Origin of the sequence: Bacillus sp. GMs2/2 (genome assembly GCF_050172095.1) — a bacterium.
In the GTDB taxonomy this organism is placed as follows: Bacteria; Bacillota; Bacilli; order Bacillales; family Bacillaceae_G; genus Bacillus_A; species Bacillus_A cereus.
The window spans coordinates 20,568-41,155 of sequence record NZ_JBNLYE010000016.1 but is presented as its reverse complement, the minus strand read 5'-3'; the positions used below and the strand labels follow the sequence as shown (position 1 = coordinate 41,155).

Sequence of the window (20,588 nt, the reverse complement as noted above, 5' to 3'; positions counted from 1 at the left end):
CATTTCTGAAAATTCGTATTTCTATATGGATTTTTCAGAATAATCATGATAGATTATAAAGTGAAACTTTAATCAGTAGGGGTTTGTTCATCCCACTGATTATTAGTTAAATCAATCGGGCATTTACGGGCAGTTGCTCTCCCACCTAACTTCCTTGCCCAGCCAATTTTAAGGTGGGAGTTTTACTGCCCGTTTATGCGGGATAAATATGCATAACGCATCAAAAGACATGACAAAAGGAAGGGGAACTTCATGAGTACGCAGATGTTAACTTTAACTTCAATCTCTATTTACATGCTCGGGATGTTAGTAATCGGCTATTTCGCCTATAAACGAACGTCCAACTTAACAGATTATATGCTTGGCGGGCGTACACTAGGCCCCGCAGTAACGGCATTAAGTGCTGGAGCATCCGATATGAGTGGTTGGCTTTTAATGGGATTACCAGGTGCAATGTTTAGCGTTGGATTAAGTAGTAGTTGGATTGCGATCGGCCTAACACTAGGCGCATACGCAAACTGGCTTTATGTTGCTCCTCGCTTACGTACCTACTCAGAAATTGCAAATAACTCTATTACTATTCCAGAATTTTTGGAACACCGTTTCCACGACAAATCTCATATGCTACGTTTAGTATCTGGACTTGTTATTATGATTTTCTTTACTTTCTATGTAGCTTCAGGATTAGTTTCAGGCGCTGTATTATTTGAAAATTCATTTGGTATGAACTACCACGTTGGATTATTCATTGTAGCTGGTGTTGTTGTCGCTTACACATTATTTGGTGGTTTCTTAGCAGTGAGTTGGACAGACTTCGTGCAAGGAATCATTATGGTAGTTGCTCTTATTCTTGTTCCTATCGTAACAATTATGAATTCGAACGGACTGGGACCTGCATTTGATACAATTCGTTCTGTAGATCCAACACGTTTAGATATTTTTAAAGGTGCCTCTACTTTAGGGATTATTTCTTTATTTGCATGGGGCCTTGGTTATGTTGGACAACCTCATATTATCGTACGCTTTATGGCGATTTCCTCTGTAAAAGAAATTAAAAGCGCACGAAGAATTGGTATGAGCTGGATGATTTTCTCTGTTGTCGGAGCTATGTTTACTGGTCTTATCGGTATTGCTTACTACTCACAACAAGAGTTAACATTATCTAACCCAGAAACAATTTTCCTTGAACTCGGAAAAATTTTATTCCATCCACTTATTACTGGATTTTTATTAGCAGCTATTTTAGCAGCGATTATGAGTACAATTTCATCTCAATTACTCGTTACTTCTAGCGCTATAACAGAAGATTTATATCGTACATTCTTTAAACGTTCTGCTTCTGATAAAGAACTTGTATTTGTCGGTCGTATGGCTGTACTTGTTATTGCCTTAGTTGGGTGCGCATTAGCGTTTAAACAAAATGATACGATTTTAGCTCTTGTTGGGTACGCTTGGGCTGGATTTGGTTCTTCATTCGGACCTGCTATTTTATTAAGCTTATATTGGAAACGCATGACGAAGTGGGGCGCACTTGCTGGTATGATTTCTGGTGCCGCTACAGTCATTATTTGGACTCAATTCAAATTCTTAAAAGAATTCTTATATGAAATGATTCCTGGTTTTACTATTAGTTTACTAGTAATCGTAATTGTTAGTTTACTAACACAACCTTCAAAAGAAGTTAAAGAGCAATTTGAGGATTTCGAAAAACAACATCGTCATAATTTATAAAAAAATCTCTGCTGTTACGATAACAGCAGAGATTTTTTACAGTTCGACAATCTTCTTATCAAATTTAACAAATTCTTTATGTTTCGTTAAATTTAACATAACACTACTCCTTTATAGTATAAGTATCAGCACTTATACAGAAAGGGGACTCCAACATGTTAGCAGCTTTCCAGCAACAACAAACACGAAAATTTTCACCTATCACAAATACTTCTGCGTCTTGTTTAAACATGCAACCTAACCCGCCTAAAATTTCAATTGCTCCTTCTGTTATTTCAGTCATCGGTGTTCATATGGAAAAACATAAATTAAAAATAAAAACGGGACAAAACATTGTGTTATCAGCTTCCATTTTACCAATACAAGCAACGAATAAAGAGCTTATTTGGTCAAATATGAATTCTGATATCATCACCATATATCCAAAAGGTGACACCGTAACGATTACTGGAAAAAGTGCAGGTAAAGCAGTCGTAATTGTCACAACTGCTGAAGGCAAATTTCGTGACCTATGTGTCATTCATGTACAACCTTATATGACAAATCCAAAGTAAAAGAGTGGCTTCGTAGCCACTCTTTTACTTGATTTCAATATTTTAGTTTTTACTTTTTACAAGGTTAATAAAAAAAGATGAAGATTTATCTTGTTTATGATGGTTGAAATTCGAAATTGCCTGTTCTTCTGTATAAAAATTTGATGTAACTTCTTTCCCTGCTTCATCTATACTATGTTGCCTAACGCATCCTTTTAATACAAAATAACATTTTAACGGAACATTTCCTTGTCTTAGGAGCACTGTTCCTTTTTTATATTCTTCAATTTGTAATTCACTGAGGATCATTTGCTGCTCTTCTTCACTTAGTGTTGTAAATCTATTCATATACTTCTTTAATATCTCTTCCATTTTCCTCCCCCTTCTACGCCCGCATTTCTATAAAACAAAAAGAGAAGTATCATAACTTCTCTTTTCTCCCCTAACACTATAATTCCTGTGTATACACCGGCTCGTTTACGACATTTTTTGCTGTTCGCTTTTGTTGCTGCATTAAGAAAACAGATACACCAAACAATACGAGCATGCTACCGATCATTTGCATTGCATTTAATTTTTCTCCAAGTAAGAAGAACGCAAGTATAGATGCTCCAACAGGTTCTCCTAAAATACTCATTGAAATTGTCGTTGCATTTACATAATTTAATAGCCAGTTATTAATTACATGTGACACTGTCGGCACAACCGCAAGTAAAAGAAAAACAGTCCAATCCCACTTCGTATAACCTGTAAAGGGTACTTGTAATATAACATTATAAATCCCCATAAAAAGACCTGCGAACGCAAAGACTGTAAAGCTATAAATCCAGTGCGATACTTTCTTCACTGTCGTTTGCCCGATAAATAAATAACCGACAACCGCTATTACACTTAGAAAGGATAATATGTCACCATAAATTGCTTGCTTACTTAAACCTAAATCTCCCCAACCAATGCACATTACTCCTAAAATAGCGATTCCCATCGTTGCAATGGCTGAATATGTTGTTCTTTCTTTAAATAGAAAAAAACCTCCAACTAAAGATACGATTGGTTGAAGTGCCAAAATAATTGTTGAACTAGCAACTGTTGTATGCTTTAAAGATTCAAACCATAAAAGAAAATGAAGTGCTAAAAAGAAACCAGATCCAATTAAAAAGCCCCAATCTTTCATTTGAATCCTATTAAATTCCTCTCTTTTTTTCCATACGATAGGCAGCATAATAAGTACGATAATCCATAAGCGGTACATACTTAATATTGAAGATGGTGCTGAGGACATCTTTACAAAAACTGCTGCAAAGGAAATGGCAATTATAGAAATTGCTAATGGTAGTGCGATTGATTTTTCTTGTTTCAAATCCTGTCTCCCCTCTCACCTGTCAAAAATCCCACTTCATTATATCCGTTTTCTTTCGCAACTTAAATACTAATTTTTTAGATTCTTCGTACCATTATGGTAAAATAGAAATTAAGGCACCGATTAGTGAATATTTCTTTCCTTTTCACTACAAGCGTCGCTCTTACAATCGTTACAGTAAATTTTTATTTAGGGGGATCTACATGAGTCAAACAATAGGGAGAATTGAAGAAATTTCATTTTATAGCGCATCACTCCAAGAAGACGTTACACTTCTCGTTTATTTACCAGTAAATTACACGCCACTGCACAAACATACAGTTGTAATTGCACAAGATGGTAGAGATTATTTTCAGCTCGGTAAAGCGCACCGTGTAATTGAGCGCCTTCGTGAAACCGAAGAAATTGACCGTACAATTATTGTCGGTATTCCATATAAAAATGTACATGATCGTAAAGAAAAATATTTCCCAAATGAAGTAAAAAATGCTGCATATATTCGTTTCCTTGCTCATGAACTTGCACCATATATTGATGAAAATTATCCAACGTACCAAATGGGAAAAGGCCGTGTTTTAATTGGTGATTCTCTTGGTGGAACAGTTTCCTTTATGACTGCACTTATGTATCCGCATACATTCGGTAAAGTCGTTATGCAATCACCATTTGTGGATGAGACAGTGATGAACTTAGCAAAAGAATTCAAAGATCCACAGGCGTTAGAACTGTATCACGTCATCGGTACAGAAGAAACGGCTGTAAAGCGTACTGATGGACAAGTATCTGATTTCGTAGGGCCGAACCGTGAGTTAAATACGCTTCTTACAGATAAAAACTTCATCACGCATTATGAGGAATTTGAAGGCAATCATACTTGGAAATATTGGCAGACTGATTTACCGAAAGCCTTCTCTCATATTCTATCAATGAAATAATAGAGAGCAGTATTCAGAATAATTTGATATAATAGATAAAGAGATTTATTTATCTCAAAATCTAACTAGACTTACAAAGGGAGGAATTGGAACATGAAATTAGGCATTGTAATTTTTCCATCTAAAATGATTCAAGATAAAGCGAACGGATTGCGTAAACGTTATGACCCGCACTACGCATTAGTTCCGCCACATATTACATTGAAAACACCCTTTGAGGCGCAAGATGAACAATTAGAGTCGATTGTAAACGAGTTACATACAATCGCAAGTAAAACGAACCCTTTCACCCTTCATGTTGGGAAAGTTGGTTCATTCGCACCTGTTAATAACGTCCTTTACTTTAAAGTAGAAAAAACACCTGAACTTACTTTCTTAAATGAAGAAATGCATAGCGGGTTATTCACGCAAGAACGCGAATATGCTTTCGTACCTCATTTAACAATCGGACAAGGCTTATCAGATGCAGAGCATGCTGATGTGTTGGGCCGATTACGTATGAAAGATTTCTATTACGAACAACCAATTGATCGTTTCCATCTTCTATATCAATTAGAAAATGGAACATGGACTGTACACGAAACATTCCGTCTTGGAAAGGGGAACAACTAATTTGCACGCACAGATTGTACAAACGGACGAACAACTAAGAGATGCATTCTCTGTACGTAAACAAGTGTTTGTAAATGAACAACGTGTCTCTGCTGAAGAAGAGTACGATGAGTTTGAAGAAACTTCAACACACGTTGTTATATATGACAATGATGTTCCAATCGGTGCTGGACGTTTTCGCGCCCTTGATGGTATCGGAAAAATGGAACGCATTTGCGTGCTAAGTTCTCATCGAAAAAAAGGTATCGGAAAAATTGTTATGGATGCGCTTGAAGCGTATGCAAAAGAAAATTCGCTACCAAAATTGAAACTTCACGCTCAAACACATGCCGAAGATTTCTATAAAAAACTTGGATATGTAACGAGTTCTGATGTATTTATGGAAGCTAATATCCCGCACGTCGTAATGATAAAAGAATTGTAATTTGAAAGCAGGAGGTGATCCCTCCTGTTTTTTTACATTGCTATTTTCTTTTTCTTCCGCTAAAGTTAAATGTTGATGCTATAGTTTTGAAGGTGAACATATGACACAAGAAAAATTTTCACAAAAATCGTTAACACACGCTGATATTCCGCGTGCGACATATCATATTCCGAAAACATCTACCCATTTAATCATGGAAGAAGATGTAGATGCGGCTTATTTCCGCGCTCTCGAACAACAAAATGTTTTTTTAAACGAAAAACAATTAGAAGCCGTGCGTACAACAGAAGGTCCTGTTCTTACACTAGCTGGTGCCGGAAGCGGAAAAACATCTGTTTTAACAACTCGCGTAGGTTATTTAGTAAATGTAAAACAAGTTCATCCACGAAATATTTTATTACTTACATTTACACAAAAAGCAGCTGAAGAAATCCGAAGTCGTGTTGCGAAGTTACCGGGTATGAATCATGCAGCAAGTAGTTACGTTGTTGCTGGTACATTCCACTCTGTTTTCTTAAAATTGCTTCGTAGCCAAGGGTATAATCAGCAAATTTTAGCAAATGAAAAACATAAACAAATTATGATAAAAAAAATTTTAAAAGAATTGCGTTTAAAAGACGATTATGATGCTGAAACGATGCTCGCGATGATTTCACTTGAGAAAAACAAATTAAATCGTCCGAAAGATGTAAAAGCGAAAACACCAGTCGAACAAGAATTTAAAGAAGTATACGAACGTTTTGAAGAGGTAAAACAAAGATACAATTATATTGATTTCGATGACATCTTATTGGAAACATATTATATGTTAGAAAATAATGCTCCTTTACTAACTCAATTACAACAACGTTTTCACTACATTGAAGTAGATGAGTTTCAAGATACATCCTATGCACAATATGAAATTGTAAAATTGTTAGCCACGCCAAGAAATAATTTATTTATCGCAGGTGATGACGACCAGGCGATATACGGCTGGCGAGGAGCAAGTCACCAAATTATTTTATCTTTTCCAAAAGAATTTGATAACACAACAATCATTGCACTAAATACGAATTATCGATCCAATCCCTTTATCGTCGGGCTTGGAAATGAAGTTATAAAATTAAATCAAGAACGTTTTGATAAAGAGCTATACTCTGTTCGTGAGGAAGGTGTACAACCTTTTTATGCAAGACCTGCTACGACTCTTGATGAAGCAAATCAAATTTTGCAGCTTATTCAAGAAAAAGTAGAGAGTGGTGAACGTAACTTTAAAGATTTTTGTTTACTGTATCGCACACATTCTGTAAGTCGTTCGTTACTTGATCAGCTTACCATCCATAAAATCCCGTTTATTAAACACGGAGCGAGCCAATCATTTTATGAACATTCTTTAATTAAGCCTGTATTAGATCATCTACGACTTGTGATTGAGCCGTTTCGACTAGAATCACTTTCAAACATATTGCCGACGATGTATATCGGACGTGATGATTGTATTTCATTTATTGAACGTGAACAATGGAAATATGGTGAGGGGCGCTTCCCTTCTCTTCTTCATTTCTTACTATTAAATCCAAGCTTAAAACCTTTTCAAGTGAAAAAGGTAAATGAGCGCATCGATTTTATTAAATTTATAAAAGAATTAGAACCGAAAAAAGCATTAAAAGAAATCATTCATGGTAAAGGAAAATATTTAGAGTACTTGCAAAGTAACGATCGTTCTTCCTTTACAATGCATAAAGACATACAAGAAGAAATGTTGGAAGAATTAATGGAGTCTGCCACTCGTTTCACCGATATTCCAGCTTATTTACAATTTATCGACGAGGCGATTCAAGGTCAAAAAGAAATGGAAGCATTAAAAACAATGCCGCAAAAAGATGCCGTTTCACTTATGTCAATTCATAACGCAAAAGGCCTTGAATTTCCATGTGTCTTTTTACTTGGAGCGAGTGATGGAATCCTGCCCCATACTTCTTCTTTAAAAGATGCAAATGATCGTGTTACGGAAACTTCTGAAGCGTTAGAAGAAGAACGCCGGTTACTATATGTCGCCATTACACGTGCGAAAGAAGAACTTTACATTTCTTCTCCGCAATTTTTCCGAGGAAAGAAATTAGATATATCTCGTTTTTTATATACTGTGCGAAAAGATTTACCTGAAAAGACATCCACTAAATAAGGATGTCTTTTTTTTATATCACGCTATGTACATCCCTCCTATATAAATTCCTTGTTTTTATCGTAAGAATTAACGTAATATCAGCCATATCCCACTCATATTGTAATAGTGTATGTCAGAACTCACGAGAAGGAGTGAACATAATGAGCTGCAATTGTAATGAAGATCATCAACATGAGTGTGATTTCAACTGTGTATCGAATGTCGTTCGTTTTATACATGAACTACAAGAATGTGCAACGACAACATGTGGATCTGGTTGCGAAGTTCCATTTTTAGGTGCACATAACAATGCATCAGTAGCGAATACACGTCCTTTTATTTTATACACAAAAACTGGAGAACCTTTCGAAGCATTTGCACCATCTTCAAGCCTTACTAGTTGCCGTTCTCCCATTTTCCGCGTAGAAAGTATAGATGATGATGACTGTGCTGTATTGCGTGTATTAACTGTAGTTTTAGGTGATGGTACCGCTGTACCACCTGGTGACGACCCAATCTGTACGTTTTTAGCTGTACCAAATGCAAGACTAATATCAACCTCCACTTGCATTACTGTTGATTTAAGTTGCTTCTGCGCTATTCAATGCTTACGTGATGTTTCTATTTAAAACTAAATAATGAGTTAAGCATGGATTGGGTGGCAGATAATTCTGCCACCCAATCCATGCTTAAAGAGTATTCTTATGTAAATTTCTTAAAATTGGGAACTTGTCTAGAACATAGAACCTGTCCTTTTCATTAACTGAAAGTAGAAACAGATAAAGGAGTGAAAAACATGTTCTCTTCTGATTGCGAATTTACTAAAATCGATTGCGAGGCAAAACCAGCTAGTACACTACCTGCCTTTGGTTTTGCTTTCAATGCTTCTGCACCTCAGTTCGCTTCACTATTTACACCACTACTATTACCTAGTGTAAGTCCAAACCCAAATATTACTGTTCCTGTAATCAACGATACAGTAAGTGTCGGAGATGGCATTCGAATTCTGCGAGCTGGTATTTATCAAATTAGTTATACATTAACAATTAGTCTTGATAACGTACCTACTGCACCAGAAGCTGGTCGTTTCTTCTTATCATTAAATACACCAGCTAACATTATTCCTGGATCAGGTACAGCAGTTCGTTCTAACGTTATTGGTACTGGTGAAGTAGATGTATCCAGTGGTGTTATTCTTATTAACTTAAATCCTGGTGACTTAATTCAAATTGTGCCAGTTGAGTTAATTGGAACTGTAGACATCCGTGCGGCAGCATTAACAGTTGCACAAATTAGCTAGTAAAAAGCGGTATTTCTAATACAGAAATACCGCTTTTTATACATAATAAAAAACACTCACAGTAGCATGAGTGTTTCATTCTTCATATTGTTTTATTGTGTTCTTCTTTTTCCCGCAATTGCATCCCTTTTTCTTCACAAATCCTTGTTGTTGTAATTGTTCTTGATATGCCTGTTGTTGTGCTTGGTGTTGTTGCTGTATATGATACCACTGCTGCAGGTCATATGAATTCTGCCTTGGATTATTGCTCACAGCAAACATCTCCTCTACTGTCAATTCTGTCTATTTACTATATGAACAACTCTTTATTTCCGTTCCCTCATTCTTTTAAACTCCGCTTTTTCTCGTATTATGAAAATATATTATTCTCCCATAAAATATCCTGTAATTGTTTCAATGATGGCTGCTGCTCCTGCAATAGCTAATAATGCAAGTAACGGTTCCGCAACGATAGGGATCCAATTATATAAGACTAATAAAAAAGCACTAACCCATACACCTGTACACCAATAACAGCTTAATAATTCGCCAATCCACTTTCTTAATCCATTACCTTTCACTTTTGTAAACGTTGATACACTTCCATCCGGCTCCGTAATCTCTAATTCATCAATAAATGGTCTTCGCAAAAAGGCTGTAATTTTATCATAAACAATTAAACGAGTGAGCCTAAAGGCAGCTAACGCAAAAATAAAAAATAAAAGCCAGCTTGTAAACAGCATAATTCCACCTTCCCTTATCCTCTTTCGCCTATTTAAAAAAAAAGGTCTTGAGATTGTGACCAAATCTCCTCGACTCCAATATCTTATTAATGTAAATACAAACAAGAAGATAAGGAGTGACATTAATGAGTTGTAACGAAAATAAACACCATGGCTCTTCTCATTGTGTAGTTGACGTTGTTAAATTCATCAATGAATTACAAGATTGTTCTACAACAACATGTGGATCTGGTTGTGAAATCCCATTTTTAGGTGCACATAATACTGCATCAGTAGCAAATACACGCCCTTTTATTTTATACACAAAAACTGGAGAACCTTTTGAAGCATTCGCACCATCAGCAAGCCTTACTAGCTGCCGTTCTCCAATTTTCCGTGTGGAAAGTGTAGATGACGATAGCTGTGCTGTATTACGTGTATTAACTGTAGTATTAGGTGACAGTTCTCCGGTACCACCTGGTGACGATCCAATTTGTACGTTTTTAGCTGTACCAAATGCAAGATTAATATCTACAACTACTTGCATTACTGTTGATTTAAGCTGTTTCTGTGCAATTCAATGCTTACGCGACGTTTCTATCGTAAAGTAAACTAAAAAACTATTGGGGTGGTAGAAGCTTTCTACCACCTTTACATATTTAAAAACCGGCCATACTAATCGATTGGATATCATCTATAGACAACCTAATATCTCTCATACTATTTTGCGGCATAATAGATACAATGCCATTACGATACGATATGATCGATCCAACATATGAGACTGTAGCTGTTTTTATTCTGCATCTTACTTTCGGAATGTAATGAGGGCGGTTTAGTAAAAAATGAATTTTTTCATCATTATTCATATCCTTAAATGATTTATTATACGGGACAGTTCTTACTGATTCTGGTTCTTGCTCTTCTTGTTCTATGTGTTCTTCTTTTTCTTCTTCTATTTTTTCTTCCACTTGCTGCTCTTCTTGTTGTTCTTGTTCTATTACCTCTTCCACAGCACTGCTTACAGCATTTTCGTTTCTATTACTGCTCTCTTTTCGATCCTCATTTTCAAAGTTTGTTAAGATAATCCTTTTTATTTTCGGTGCAGCAAGTTCCAAATTTACTTGCGCAATATATAACAACGGTTTTCCAACTGTTGAACTTTTATTTTTATTCTTCACACTCGTCCCTCCCACTTCCATACGTAGCTGAATAAATCGTGTACTATTATAGTTATATTCATTACGTAGTAAGAACTTTCGTTAAAAATCGTTCTTTCTCAGAACAAATAAAAAGGACAATCTCAGCATTTAGAGATTGTCCTTTAAAAATTAATATTATATTTATCCTAGGATATGATACCCTGAATCAACGTGAATGTTTTCTCCTGTTACACCGCGTGCTAAATCACTGAATAGGAATACTGCTGTATCGCCAACTTCTTCTGGAGTTGTTGTACGACGAAGTGGTGCGCGCTCCTCAATTTCTCTTAAGATTGAGTTAAAATCGCCTACACCTTTTGCAGATAACGTACGAATTGGTCCTGCAGAAATAGCGTTAACACGAATACCGTGTTGACCTAAATCGTTCGCTAAATATTTCACGCTCGCTTCTAATGAAGCTTTCGCAACACCCATAACGTTATAATTTTTCACAACACGCTCGCCGCCAAGGTATGTTAACGTTAAAATATTTCCGCCTTCTGTCATTACTTTTTTTGCTTCTCTTGCTACAGCTGTTAAAGAGAATGCGCTAATATTTTGTGCAAGTAAAAATCCATCGCGAGAAGTATCTACAAACTCACCTTTTAAGTCATCGCGATTTGCAAAAGCAATACAATGTGCTACACCGTGAATAGTACCTACTTCTTGTTTAATTGTTTCAAAGCAAGCTGTAAGTTCCTCATCATTCGTTACATCACAAGGTAATACAAGTGATTCTTGTCCTTCTAATGTGTCCGCTAATTCACGAACGTTTCTTTCTAAACGTTCTCCTGCATATGTGAATATTAATTTTGCACCTGCATTATGCAAAGAGCGAGCAATTCCCCATGCAATACTTCTTTGGTTCGCAACGCCCATAACAACAAATGTTTTCCCTTGTAATAGTTCCATGATATATCCTCCCAGAAATACTTATACTTGTTATTAGTACCTGATACTATAATTATAGTACCATAAAACCGCTTAAAGGCAAACAAAAAAGTCATTAACAGAAATTTGTTAATGACTTTTGGTTTCTATAAAAAACCGCTCTAATCCTTCTTCCCAAGACGGCATTTGTGAAAAACCATTTAATCGTAGCATGTTATGTTGAAAAACAGAATATTTGGGTCTCGCAGCTGCAGCCCCGAATTCTTCCGTTGAAACAGGTAATACATTCACTTTCATATTGGCGTACGAAAATATCTTTTGTGCAAATTCAAACCAAGAGCATGAACCACTGTTTGATACGTGGTATGTACCGTATAAAGAAGTATGAATGAGCTTATTAATAACCATATTTAAATCCGCCACATACGTAGGAGAGCCAACTTGATCCGCTACAACGGATATTTCATCTCTTTCTTTTCCTAATCGCATCATCGTTTTCACGAAATTATTTCCATATTTACCATATAGCCACGATGTGCGAACGATAAAATATTTATTATGTAACTCTTTGACGAACTGCTCCCCCGCATACTTAGAGGCCCCATATATATTTATCGGCGCTGGACTATGAAATTCGTCGTATCCATCTGGTCTGGCACCTTGAAATACATAATCAGTACTAATATAAACTAGCTTTGCCCCTACTAATTGTGAAGCAACCGCTACATTTCGAGCTCCGATTGCATTTATTCTATACGCAAAATCCTGTTCTTTCTCCGCATGATCTACTTTCGTATAGGCAGCACAATGAATAATTATATGTGGTTTTATTTCTTGTACCACTTGTTGTATTCGAGATATATTTGTCACATCTAATAACTTTTTATCAAATGGATATATATCATATTCTTCAGAGTCTAACTCTTCAAATAGTTGCTTTCCTAATTGACCGTTTGCTCCTGTTATGATAACCCTCTCTTTCATTTAACATGCCCCTTACTAATCTTTTAGTGGTTTCCACCATTCCTTATTCTTTTCATACCATTTCACCGTCTCTTGTAATCCTTGTTCAAACGTGTATTTCGGTTCCCAATCAAATTCATTCTTCATTTTCTCTGCATCAATCGCATAACGACGATCGTGCCCTAAACGATCTGTAACATATTCAATGTCTTTTTTTGTTTTTCCTAAAAGAGTAATAATTTGTTTCACAACTTCTACATTTGTTTTTTCATTATTTCCACCTATATTATATACTTCTCCTACACGTCCCTTATGCAGAACAACATCAATCGCACTGCAATGATCCGTTACATGTAACCAATCTCTTACATTTAAACCATCACCATATAGCGGTAGTTTTTTTCCTTCTAGTGCATTCGTAACCATTAATGGAATTAATTTTTCAGGATACTGGTACGGTCCATAATTGTTAGAACAACGCGTTACTATAACCGGTAATTGATATGTTTTATAGTAAGATAGAGCTATCATGTCCGCGCTCGCCTTACTTGAAGAATATGGACTATTTGGAGCTAACGGTGTTTTCTCTGTAAACTTCCCTGTTTTTCCTAAAGAGCCATACACTTCATCCGTTGACACTTGCACAAGTTTTATATGCGAATATTTTTTAACTAGTTCTAATAAAGTAACCGTTCCAATTACATTTGTATCATAAAAAGGAATCGGATTTTCAATACTACGGTCCACATGTGATTCAGCTGCAAAATTTACAATCACTTGTACGTCTCGCTCTTTTATAACGTGTTCTAATAGCTCTCCATTTTGAATTTCTCCTTTTACAAAAGAGTAATTCGGGTGATCCTGAAGAGATTTTACGTTATTTAAATTCCCACTATATGTTAATGCATCGTAATTAATAATTTTATATGTTTCATAACTTTGTAGCATGTAATGAACGAAATTACTTCCAATAAATCCAGCCCCACCTGTTACTAATATATTCATAAACAACGCTCCTACTTAAAAACTATCTTCATATTCCTCTAGTAATGGTAATATCTGATCCTTATCGGACAATATAGGATCGGTTACTGGCCAAGGAATTGCTAAATCTTTATCTTCCCAAAGTAATCCTGAGTCATGCTCTGCGCTATAATATTCATCTACTTTATACATAACGATAGTATGCGGGACAAGCGTGCAAAATCCATGTGCAAACCCTTTTGGCACTAGTAATTGCCGATGGTTATCTGCACTTAAAATATATCCTTTCCATTGTTTAAATGTCGGTGATTTTTTTCGTAAATCAACGATAACATCATAAATTGCCCCTTGCATAACTTGAATGAGTTTCGTTTGTGCTTTCGGATTTTTTTGAAAGTGTAGTCCCCGAATCGTTCCTGCCTTAGCCGAATAAGATACGTTATCCTGTACAAATGAATACGTTATCCCTAATGTTTCTAGCACCTGCTTATTATAGCTCTCTGAAAAAAAGCCACGATCGTCTCCAAACAACCTCGGTTCTAACAATTTTGCATCGGTAAAATTTGTTTCTACAACTTTCATATTCTCACCTATTCTCCGTTAAACTGTTTCCCAAAATTAATATCCCGTGCTAACGTATTCGCCTTTTGAAGCGAAGCATGAGTTCCCGCATCAGTCCACCAGCCGCTCATTTCATTATAAGTAAGTACCCCTCGCTTTAAATACCAATTATTTATATCTGTAATTTCAAGTTCTCCCCGTGCAGAAGGTTTTAATTCTTTAATATAAGAAAAGACTTTCGAATCATACAAATAAATTCCCGTAACCGCATAAGAACTTTTCGGCTCTTTCGGCTTTTCTTCAATTTCAACTATTTTTCGGTTTTGAATATGTGCTACGCCAAATCTTTCGGGATCTTCTACAGATTGCAATAGCACTTTCGCACCTTCTTTTTGGTTTGCAAACTCTTCAACATACGGAAGAATATCATCTGAAAAAATATTATCCCCTAATATAACTACCATACGATCATTCCCGACGAAATCTTCACAAAGTCCTAACGCCTGTGCGATCCCGCCCGCTTTATCTTGCACACGATACGTAAAGGACACTCCAAATTCATGACCACTCCCTAAAAAGCTAACAACATCCCCCATATGCTCTTTACCTGTAATAATCATAATATCTGTAATATCGCATTGTTTTAGCTTATATACCGCATGATAAATCATCGGATACCGACCAACAGGAAGTAAATGTTTATTCGTTACTTTCGTTATTGGATATAATCTCGATCCAGTACCACCTGCTAAAATAATTCCTTTCACTTTGCATCTCTCCTTTATGATGGAGATAATATATCTTTGTAATGTTCTACAAACACTTTCCGGTACTTCTCATATGTATCCGCATCAAACTCATCCCCGTTGTAATGAATACACCATAAATTTGCTTGATTTGGGATACCAATTAAATAACCAGCCCTTTGAAACTCTAAAGACTGTGACACATCATAAAAGTGAAACCCTTGAAACAAATCTTCTCGCCACGGAATATCATACTGCGTTGCCATGAATAAACCATCAATTGCCTGAACTGACAAAAATGGTTGATTACCATAAAAAACCTGATCTAAATTTAATAATTGATAATTCCGTCTTCTATACTCAATCACTTTCCCTACTAAATTTTTCCCTTCCCACCATATCCCGTTATTCGGTAAAAACTGAGCCCCAGCGACTCCTATTAAACCAAGCTTTTCATTTTCTTTAAACAGAGATATAAGTGTAGAAAACATGTCTCGATTAATAAGATATGTATCTTGATGTATATACACTTTGTATTTCGCTGGATATGAAAGGGCTCGGTTGTAAGCACTTGCCATACTTTGTGCATCTCGTATCGGAAAAATTTGTACTGTGTAACCTGGGGGAACAAAAATGTTTCTTATTTGGCTCTCACATTGTTTGAAAAGCTCCTCATTATTTACACAAACAACGACTAATATTGTATGATCTTTCATTTTTGTCCCCCCTTTTATTCTTCCTTATTTACATCTGACATATAGTGTTCCACAAATATTTTCCGATACTTTTCATAGTTCGTCATATTCACATCAAAATGATAATGGATACACCAAGCATCGCGCTGTACAGGTACACCGACTGTATATCCTGCTTTTTTAAATTCAAATGATTGAGATACATCATAAAAATCAAATCCGTCAAATAAATCTTCTCGCCACGGAACATCATATTGTGTCGCCATTAATAAACCATCAATACATTCTACAGGAATAAATGTTTTTGATTCATGATATGGTTGTTCTAAACTTGCCATATAAAACAAATCATTCATATAACCAATGACCTTTCCTACAATTCCACGCCCTTCGTTCCATACGCCAGTCGGAGGAACATATTGCGCTCCAACCATCCCAATCATCCCAAGGTGTTCATGTTCCTCAAATAATTGAAGTAATCCGTATAAAAAAGCCCTATTTATAATAAAAACATCTTGATGTAAATAAACTTTATACTTCGCTGGATGCGAAATGGCTTGATTGTATCCACTCGTCATACTTTTCGCATTTCGAATCGGCATAAATTGTACAATATACCCTGGCGGTACTAACAATTGCAATATATGACGCACGCAGTTTGCATACAATTTCCGATCATTTATACATGTAACAAATAATATTGTTTTGTCTGCAGCACTCATAATTGTGATTTTTCAGCTTCAATAATATACTGAAATACAACTGTCTCAGCCATGAAGCCACTTCCAAGACGATATTTTTTACAAATTCCATATAACTCCTCAATAAGCGGTTCATACATTTTATGATCAACATATACACGATCTACTTTACTAATAACATATCCTGCTTTTAAAAACATTCTTAGCATTTCATTAAATGTAAAGAAACGAATATGTGTTTTATCTAATAAACCATATTCTGTATACGTCCAGTTTCCAGCAAGTAAGGGAGCTAATACTGAAATATGAGCAACGTTTGGTATACTTGCTAGAATCACACCATTTTGCTTTATATATGGCTTTACTTTTTCTATTACAGCCCACGGATCAAATAAATGCTCTAATACATCCCCAAATATGACGCAATCAAATTGCCCCTCCTCATAAGGAAGATCTATTTTTTCTATATCCCCTAAAATAACATGATCTAGTCTTTCTTTCGCTTTTTCTGCCGCCTCTGGAAACGCCTCAATTCCTGATACACGTGTACCATTTTCTTTAATAGCCGCTCCCAATGCACCGCTCGAGCAACCAATATCAAGAACTTCTTTCCATTCCTTTTTTATATGCTTTAATAAATTCGGATTCGCTGCATTATAATAATGTTCGGATTTTTCTTCATATAAAGAACTTTTTTCGCGATTCATTTCACACACTCCTTATGCAAATTGAATTAGAAATATAAATCTCATATGAATTCTATAAAGTGCAGTTTTTGTTCCTCCCCATTGATTATTAGTCCGCAAATAGCAGTATAAAATTTTTTATCTATATTGGTTACGTTACTGATACTTTAATATATAACCAATCTATTAGAGTTAGAATAACGATAAATCATTTCTACAAAAAACGAAACCTATTACGCTTTATATGGTTTATCAAAAACTCCACGAAAATATTTACGGTTATATTCAATTGCAGCATTATTCGGAACATAAGAAGCTGCTAATTCATTGTAATAATATGCTTTATCCTGCTCTCCTAACCTGCTATAACAAATACACATTTGTAAATAGGGTAGCCATGTGTAGCTAGCTGGACTATGGAAAGGACTTTCCGTTGCCATTGGTACTTCCGTAGCAAGTTTAAACCAAAATATCGCTTCATTATATTTTTCTTGTTCCATATATATATATCCTATTCTTGTACAATTCTCTCCTCTAGGGACGTCATACCGAAACGACTTCACACAAGATTCGATTGCCTTCTCCCACATTCCGAGCTTTGCATAGCAATCTCCTAACTTACCACATGCATAAATTTTCTCTTCATACCATCCTTCGTCTTGATTAAGAAATGTTTCATATAGAAGAACTGCATCATCATATTTTTGGTTATCCGTAGATTCATTTGCGTAATAAAATAAATCTCTCGGACTTAATTCTTCACCTGCCGCTACAGTATTTTGAAAAATTTTCAAATTACGATTTGTTACTTTTTTTTCTTTTTTATGTGTAATAGCAACATTACTACTAAAAACCTCACCAGAAATAGCTAAATACTCATGAACCTTTCCAAACCATTGAAATTGTTTTTCACGCTTTACAAGTCGATTTCTTTTTGTACAATATAAAGGTTTCCCGTTAGAATCCATTGCAAGGTGATAAGGCATCGAAACAGCATCAATTTTAGGATCTAATTCTCTTTTTAAAAGTTTCAATGCTTCTTGAGCATCTTCTAATAAGACGTCATCTGCATCTAGCCACAATATATACTCTTGCGTCGCTTTTGAAAAAGAAAAATTTCTTGCTGCTGCAAAATCATCAATCCACTGGAAATCATATATGTTAGAAGTGTATTTCTCTACGATTTCTTTCGTTCGATCGACGGAGCCTGTATCAACCACTATAATTTCATCCACAATTTTTTCAACTGTGTCTAAACAACGGGCTATTGTCTCCTCCTCATCTCGAACAATCATACATAAACTAATTGTAATTCCTTGCTTGTTCAACATAATCACCCTCTTCCAAATCAATCATATGTTATACATATACTAAACTTTCCATTTTTTTAAATTGTTCAAGTAGTTTAAGATTTCTTTTCAATAATTCAAATGTCCGTGTCATTTTCTTTCGGTTTTGCATCTACTATATAATGAACGCTTTATGGAGGTGAATTTATGTCAAATAATAATTATTCAAATGGATTAAATCCCGATGAATCTTTATCAGCTAGTGCATTTGACCCTAATCTTGTAGGACCTACATTACCACCGATACCACCGTTTACCCTTCCGACTGGGCCGACCGGGCCTACTGGACCTACCGGACCTACGGGGCCGACTGTACCTACGGGACCGACTGGGCCGACTGGGCCTACTGGGCCAACTGGACCTACGGGACCGACTGGTGACACTGGGACTACTGGACCTACGGGGCCGACTGGTGACACCGGGGCTACTGGACCTACGGGGCCGACTGGTGACACCGGGGCTACTGGACCTACGGGGCCGACTGGTGACACTGGGGCTACTGGACCTACGGGGCCGACTGGTGACACTGGGGCTACTGGACTTACGGGGCCGACTGGTGACACTGGGGCTACTGGACCTACTGGACCGACTGGACCAACTGGGGCTACTGGACCGACTGGACCGACTGGACCATCCGGACTAGGACTTCCAGCAGGACTATACGCATTTAACTCCGGTGGGATTTCTTTAGATCTAGGAATTAATGATCCAGTACCATTTAATACTGTTGGATCTCAGTTTGGTACAGCAATTTCTCAATTAGATGCTGATACTTTCGTAATTAGTGAAACTGGATTCTATAAAATTACTGTTATCGCTAACACTGCAACAGCAAGTCTATTAGGAGGTCTTACAATCCAAGTGAATGGAGTACCTGTACCAGGTACTGGATCGAGTTTAATCTCACTCGGAGCACCTATCGTTATTCAAGCAATTACGCAAATTACGACAACTCCATCATTAGTTGAAGTAATTGTTACAGGGCTTGGGCTATCATTAGCTCTTGGCACGAGTGCATCCATTATTATTGAAAAAGTTGCTTAATTTTTACTTAGCAGTAAAACTGATATCAGTTTTACTGCTTTTTTCAATTTCAAATTCAATCATGAAACATTCGGTACCTACATAATCATATTGTTGTATGACATTTTGCAGGAGGCACAAATATGGAAAGTAAATCTGCTGTTCAGCTTTATCTCGAATTGCTAAAGAAGACCATTTTATTTGAAATATGGTTAGAATATGAGGCATACTTACCCGCATCTCTACATATTTCAAAAGAACTAGAATTCGAGCCAGTTACAGTCCCCCTCCCTTTATTCATTAAGCAATATGCTGAAAACCATAACTTAAAAATTGTAAAACCAAATGTTTCAAAAAGTGAACGCCATGATGGAATGGATTGGCCAAGAGCAGCACATAGCATGATCGGTCGAGAACGTATGAACCAATTACAAGAGGCAATGGAAACTGTTGTTCGTGAAAATATAGAGGGAGATTTTATTGAAACAGGTGTATGGCGCGGAGGATCGTGCATTTTTATGAATGGTTTTTTACAAGCAAACAACATTACGGATCGTAATGTGTGGGTCGCTGATTCATTTGAAGGTTTGCCAGCACCGAATCTAGAACAATATCCAAAAGATTACGGTGATTATTTACACACATTCGATTACTTACGCGTCTCTTTAGAACAAGTACAAGAGAATTTCAAAAAATATGATTTACTAAATGATCAAGTGAAATTTTTAAAAGGCTGGTTTAAAGATACTTTACCAACAGCACCAATTGAAAAAATAGCAATTGCACGGCTTGATGGTGATATGTACGAATCCACAATGGATGGTCTCGTGAACTTATATGATAAAGTTTCTAAAGGTGGCTATATAATTATCGATGACTACGGGCTACCGCCATGCGCTGAGGCTGTGACAGACTTTAGAAACCAACGAAATTTAAAAGCCCCTATTACTAAAATTGATGTATTTGGCGTTTATTGGAGAAAAGAATAAAAAAGATTTAATCTATAGGAGATTTCATTTTCACTCATCCTTCTCTCACTTCT

At 36.2% G+C, this 20,588-nt stretch carries 24 protein-coding genes and 1 pseudogene; 11 read left to right on the top strand and 14 right to left on the bottom strand.

Going from position 1 to position 20,588, the window contains the following annotated elements; genetic code table 11:
- Positions 1 to 252: 252 nt before the first annotated feature.
- Together putP and ACQGS6_RS04905 are read left to right on the top strand one after the other, a co-directional pair.
- Complete coding sequence (putP, locus tag ACQGS6_RS04910) at positions 253 to 1,731, top strand: sodium/proline symporter PutP (protein ID WP_000107205.1); 1,479 nt, start codon at positions 253 to 255, stop codon at positions 1,729 to 1,731.
- Positions 1,732 to 1,886: 155 nt separating this feature from the next.
- Positions 1,887 to 2,285 carry an Ig-like domain-containing protein gene (locus tag ACQGS6_RS04905; RefSeq protein ID WP_000878734.1) on the top strand — a complete coding sequence of 133 codons (399 nt, stop codon included), beginning with the start codon at positions 1,887 to 1,889 and terminating at the stop codon, positions 2,283 to 2,285.
- A gap of 78 nt (positions 2,286 to 2,363) precedes the next feature.
- Here the strand turns inward: ACQGS6_RS04905 and ACQGS6_RS04900 are convergent.
- Together ACQGS6_RS04900 and ACQGS6_RS04895 are read right to left on the bottom strand one after the other, a co-directional pair.
- Positions 2,364 to 2,636: pseudogene (locus ACQGS6_RS04900) on the bottom strand (Crp/Fnr family transcriptional regulator); the annotation flags it as partial.
- A gap of 76 nt (positions 2,637 to 2,712) precedes the next feature.
- A complete protein-coding gene (locus tag ACQGS6_RS04895) occupies positions 2,713 to 3,624 on the bottom strand; it encodes a DMT family transporter (protein ID WP_000806941.1) in 912 nt (303 codons plus the stop codon).
- A 203-nt stretch (positions 3,625 to 3,827) separates the two neighbouring features.
- Between ACQGS6_RS04895 and ACQGS6_RS04890 the strand changes: the two genes are divergently transcribed.
- The 6 genes from ACQGS6_RS04890 to exsF all read left to right on the top strand — a co-directional run bounded on the left by ACQGS6_RS04890 (position 3,828) and on the right by exsF (position 9,044).
- A complete protein-coding gene (locus ACQGS6_RS04890) occupies positions 3,828 to 4,559 on the top strand; it encodes an alpha/beta hydrolase (RefSeq protein WP_000084012.1) in 732 nt (243 codons plus the stop codon).
- Positions 4,560 to 4,652: 93 nt separating this feature from the next.
- Positions 4,653 to 5,171, top strand: a complete 519-nt coding sequence (locus ACQGS6_RS04885) for a YjcG family protein (protein WP_000765863.1) — start codon at positions 4,653 to 4,655, stop codon at positions 5,169 to 5,171.
- Between the two features lies 1 nt (position 5,172).
- Complete coding sequence (locus ACQGS6_RS04880; protein ID WP_000543293.1) at positions 5,173 to 5,595, top strand: GNAT family N-acetyltransferase; 423 nt, start codon at positions 5,173 to 5,175, stop codon at positions 5,593 to 5,595.
- A gap of 100 nt (positions 5,596 to 5,695) precedes the next feature.
- Entirely contained in the window at positions 5,696 to 7,762 is a 2,067-nt protein-coding gene (locus ACQGS6_RS04875; RefSeq protein WP_000191204.1) for an ATP-dependent helicase, read from the top strand.
- Between the two features lie 143 nt (positions 7,763 to 7,905).
- On the top strand, positions 7,906 to 8,373 hold the full coding sequence (gene cotY / locus ACQGS6_RS04870) for a spore coat protein CotY (protein ID WP_001277719.1): 468 nt from the start codon (positions 7,906 to 7,908) through the stop codon (positions 8,371 to 8,373).
- 167 nt (positions 8,374 to 8,540) lie between these two features.
- Entirely contained in the window at positions 8,541 to 9,044 is a 504-nt protein-coding gene (exsF, locus tag ACQGS6_RS04865; RefSeq protein ID WP_000492942.1) for an exosporium protein ExsF, read from the top strand.
- A gap of 75 nt (positions 9,045 to 9,119) precedes the next feature.
- On the opposite strand, the gene ACQGS6_RS04860 is transcribed toward exsF, so the two are convergent.
- Both ACQGS6_RS04860 and ACQGS6_RS04855 read right to left on the bottom strand, forming a co-directional pair.
- Entirely contained in the window at positions 9,120 to 9,305 is a 186-nt protein-coding gene (locus ACQGS6_RS04860; protein WP_029948404.1) for a hypothetical protein, read from the bottom strand.
- Between the two features lie 101 nt (positions 9,306 to 9,406).
- Entirely contained in the window at positions 9,407 to 9,766 is a 360-nt protein-coding gene (locus ACQGS6_RS04855; RefSeq protein WP_000899664.1) for a DUF1360 domain-containing protein, read from the bottom strand.
- Between the two features lie 125 nt (positions 9,767 to 9,891).
- Here ACQGS6_RS04855 and exsY point away from each other — a divergent pair, with 125 nt between their 5' ends.
- A complete protein-coding gene (gene exsY, locus ACQGS6_RS04850; protein ID WP_001277740.1) occupies positions 9,892 to 10,356 on the top strand; it encodes an exosporium assembly protein ExsY in 465 nt (154 codons plus the stop codon).
- Between the two features lie 48 nt (positions 10,357 to 10,404).
- Here the strand turns inward: exsY and ACQGS6_RS04845 are convergent, their stop codons facing one another.
- From ACQGS6_RS04845 to ACQGS6_RS04800, 10 genes are all read right to left on the bottom strand, one after another.
- Positions 10,405 to 10,947, bottom strand: coding sequence for a spore coat CotO family protein (locus tag ACQGS6_RS04845; RefSeq protein ID WP_080008921.1), 543 nt, complete (start codon positions 10,945 to 10,947; stop codon positions 10,405 to 10,407).
- Between the two features lie 141 nt (positions 10,948 to 11,088).
- Positions 11,089 to 11,859, bottom strand: a complete 771-nt coding sequence (fabI, locus tag ACQGS6_RS04840; RefSeq protein ID WP_000421885.1) for an enoyl-ACP reductase FabI — start codon at positions 11,857 to 11,859, stop codon at positions 11,089 to 11,091.
- A gap of 108 nt (positions 11,860 to 11,967) precedes the next feature.
- Entirely contained in the window at positions 11,968 to 12,822 is an 855-nt protein-coding gene (rfbD, locus tag ACQGS6_RS04835) for a dTDP-4-dehydrorhamnose reductase (RefSeq protein WP_000664648.1), read from the bottom strand.
- Between the two features lie 15 nt (positions 12,823 to 12,837).
- Positions 12,838 to 13,806 (bottom strand): dTDP-glucose 4,6-dehydratase, encoded by a 969-nt coding sequence (gene rfbB / locus ACQGS6_RS04830; RefSeq protein WP_426964935.1) that lies wholly within the window; start codon positions 13,804 to 13,806, stop codon positions 12,838 to 12,840.
- Positions 13,807 to 13,821: 15 nt separating this feature from the next.
- Positions 13,822 to 14,367 (bottom strand): dTDP-4-dehydrorhamnose 3,5-epimerase, encoded by a 546-nt coding sequence (gene rfbC / locus ACQGS6_RS04825; RefSeq protein WP_000869413.1) that lies wholly within the window; start codon positions 14,365 to 14,367, stop codon positions 13,822 to 13,824.
- A gap of 8 nt (positions 14,368 to 14,375) precedes the next feature.
- Positions 14,376 to 15,113 carry a sugar phosphate nucleotidyltransferase gene (locus ACQGS6_RS04820; protein WP_000676160.1) on the bottom strand — a complete coding sequence of 246 codons (738 nt, stop codon included), beginning with the start codon at positions 15,111 to 15,113 and terminating at the stop codon, positions 14,376 to 14,378.
- 14 nt (positions 15,114 to 15,127) lie between these two features.
- Positions 15,128 to 15,808: a glycosyltransferase family protein gene (locus tag ACQGS6_RS04815; RefSeq protein WP_000651520.1), complete on the bottom strand. Its 681-nt coding sequence runs from the start codon at positions 15,806 to 15,808 to the stop codon at positions 15,128 to 15,130.
- A gap of 14 nt (positions 15,809 to 15,822) precedes the next feature.
- Positions 15,823 to 16,509, bottom strand: a complete 687-nt coding sequence (locus tag ACQGS6_RS04810; protein WP_001271183.1) for a glycosyltransferase family protein — start codon at positions 16,507 to 16,509, stop codon at positions 15,823 to 15,825.
- The gene (locus ACQGS6_RS04805; RefSeq protein ID WP_001078431.1) at positions 16,506 to 17,195 is read right to left on the bottom strand and encodes a class I SAM-dependent methyltransferase; all 690 of its coding nucleotides are present in this window, start codon (positions 17,193 to 17,195) and stop codon (positions 16,506 to 16,508) included. The genes ACQGS6_RS04810 and ACQGS6_RS04805 overlap by 4 nt, the downstream gene beginning before the upstream one ends.
- Before the next feature lie 212 nt (positions 17,196 to 17,407).
- Complete coding sequence (locus tag ACQGS6_RS04800; RefSeq protein WP_000932907.1) at positions 17,408 to 18,505, bottom strand: glycosyltransferase; 1,098 nt, start codon at positions 18,503 to 18,505, stop codon at positions 17,408 to 17,410.
- Between the two features lie 165 nt (positions 18,506 to 18,670).
- Here ACQGS6_RS04800 and ACQGS6_RS04795 point away from each other — a divergent pair, with 165 nt between their 5' ends.
- The gene (locus ACQGS6_RS04795) at positions 18,671 to 19,567 is read left to right on the top strand and encodes a BclA C-terminal domain-containing protein (RefSeq protein WP_426964934.1); all 897 of its coding nucleotides are present in this window, start codon (positions 18,671 to 18,673) and stop codon (positions 19,565 to 19,567) included.
- Positions 19,568 to 19,689: 122 nt separating this feature from the next.
- Complete coding sequence (locus ACQGS6_RS04790; protein ID WP_000444381.1) at positions 19,690 to 20,535, top strand: TylF/MycF family methyltransferase; 846 nt, start codon at positions 19,690 to 19,692, stop codon at positions 20,533 to 20,535.
- The last annotated feature ends 53 nt before the right edge of the window (positions 20,536 to 20,588 follow it).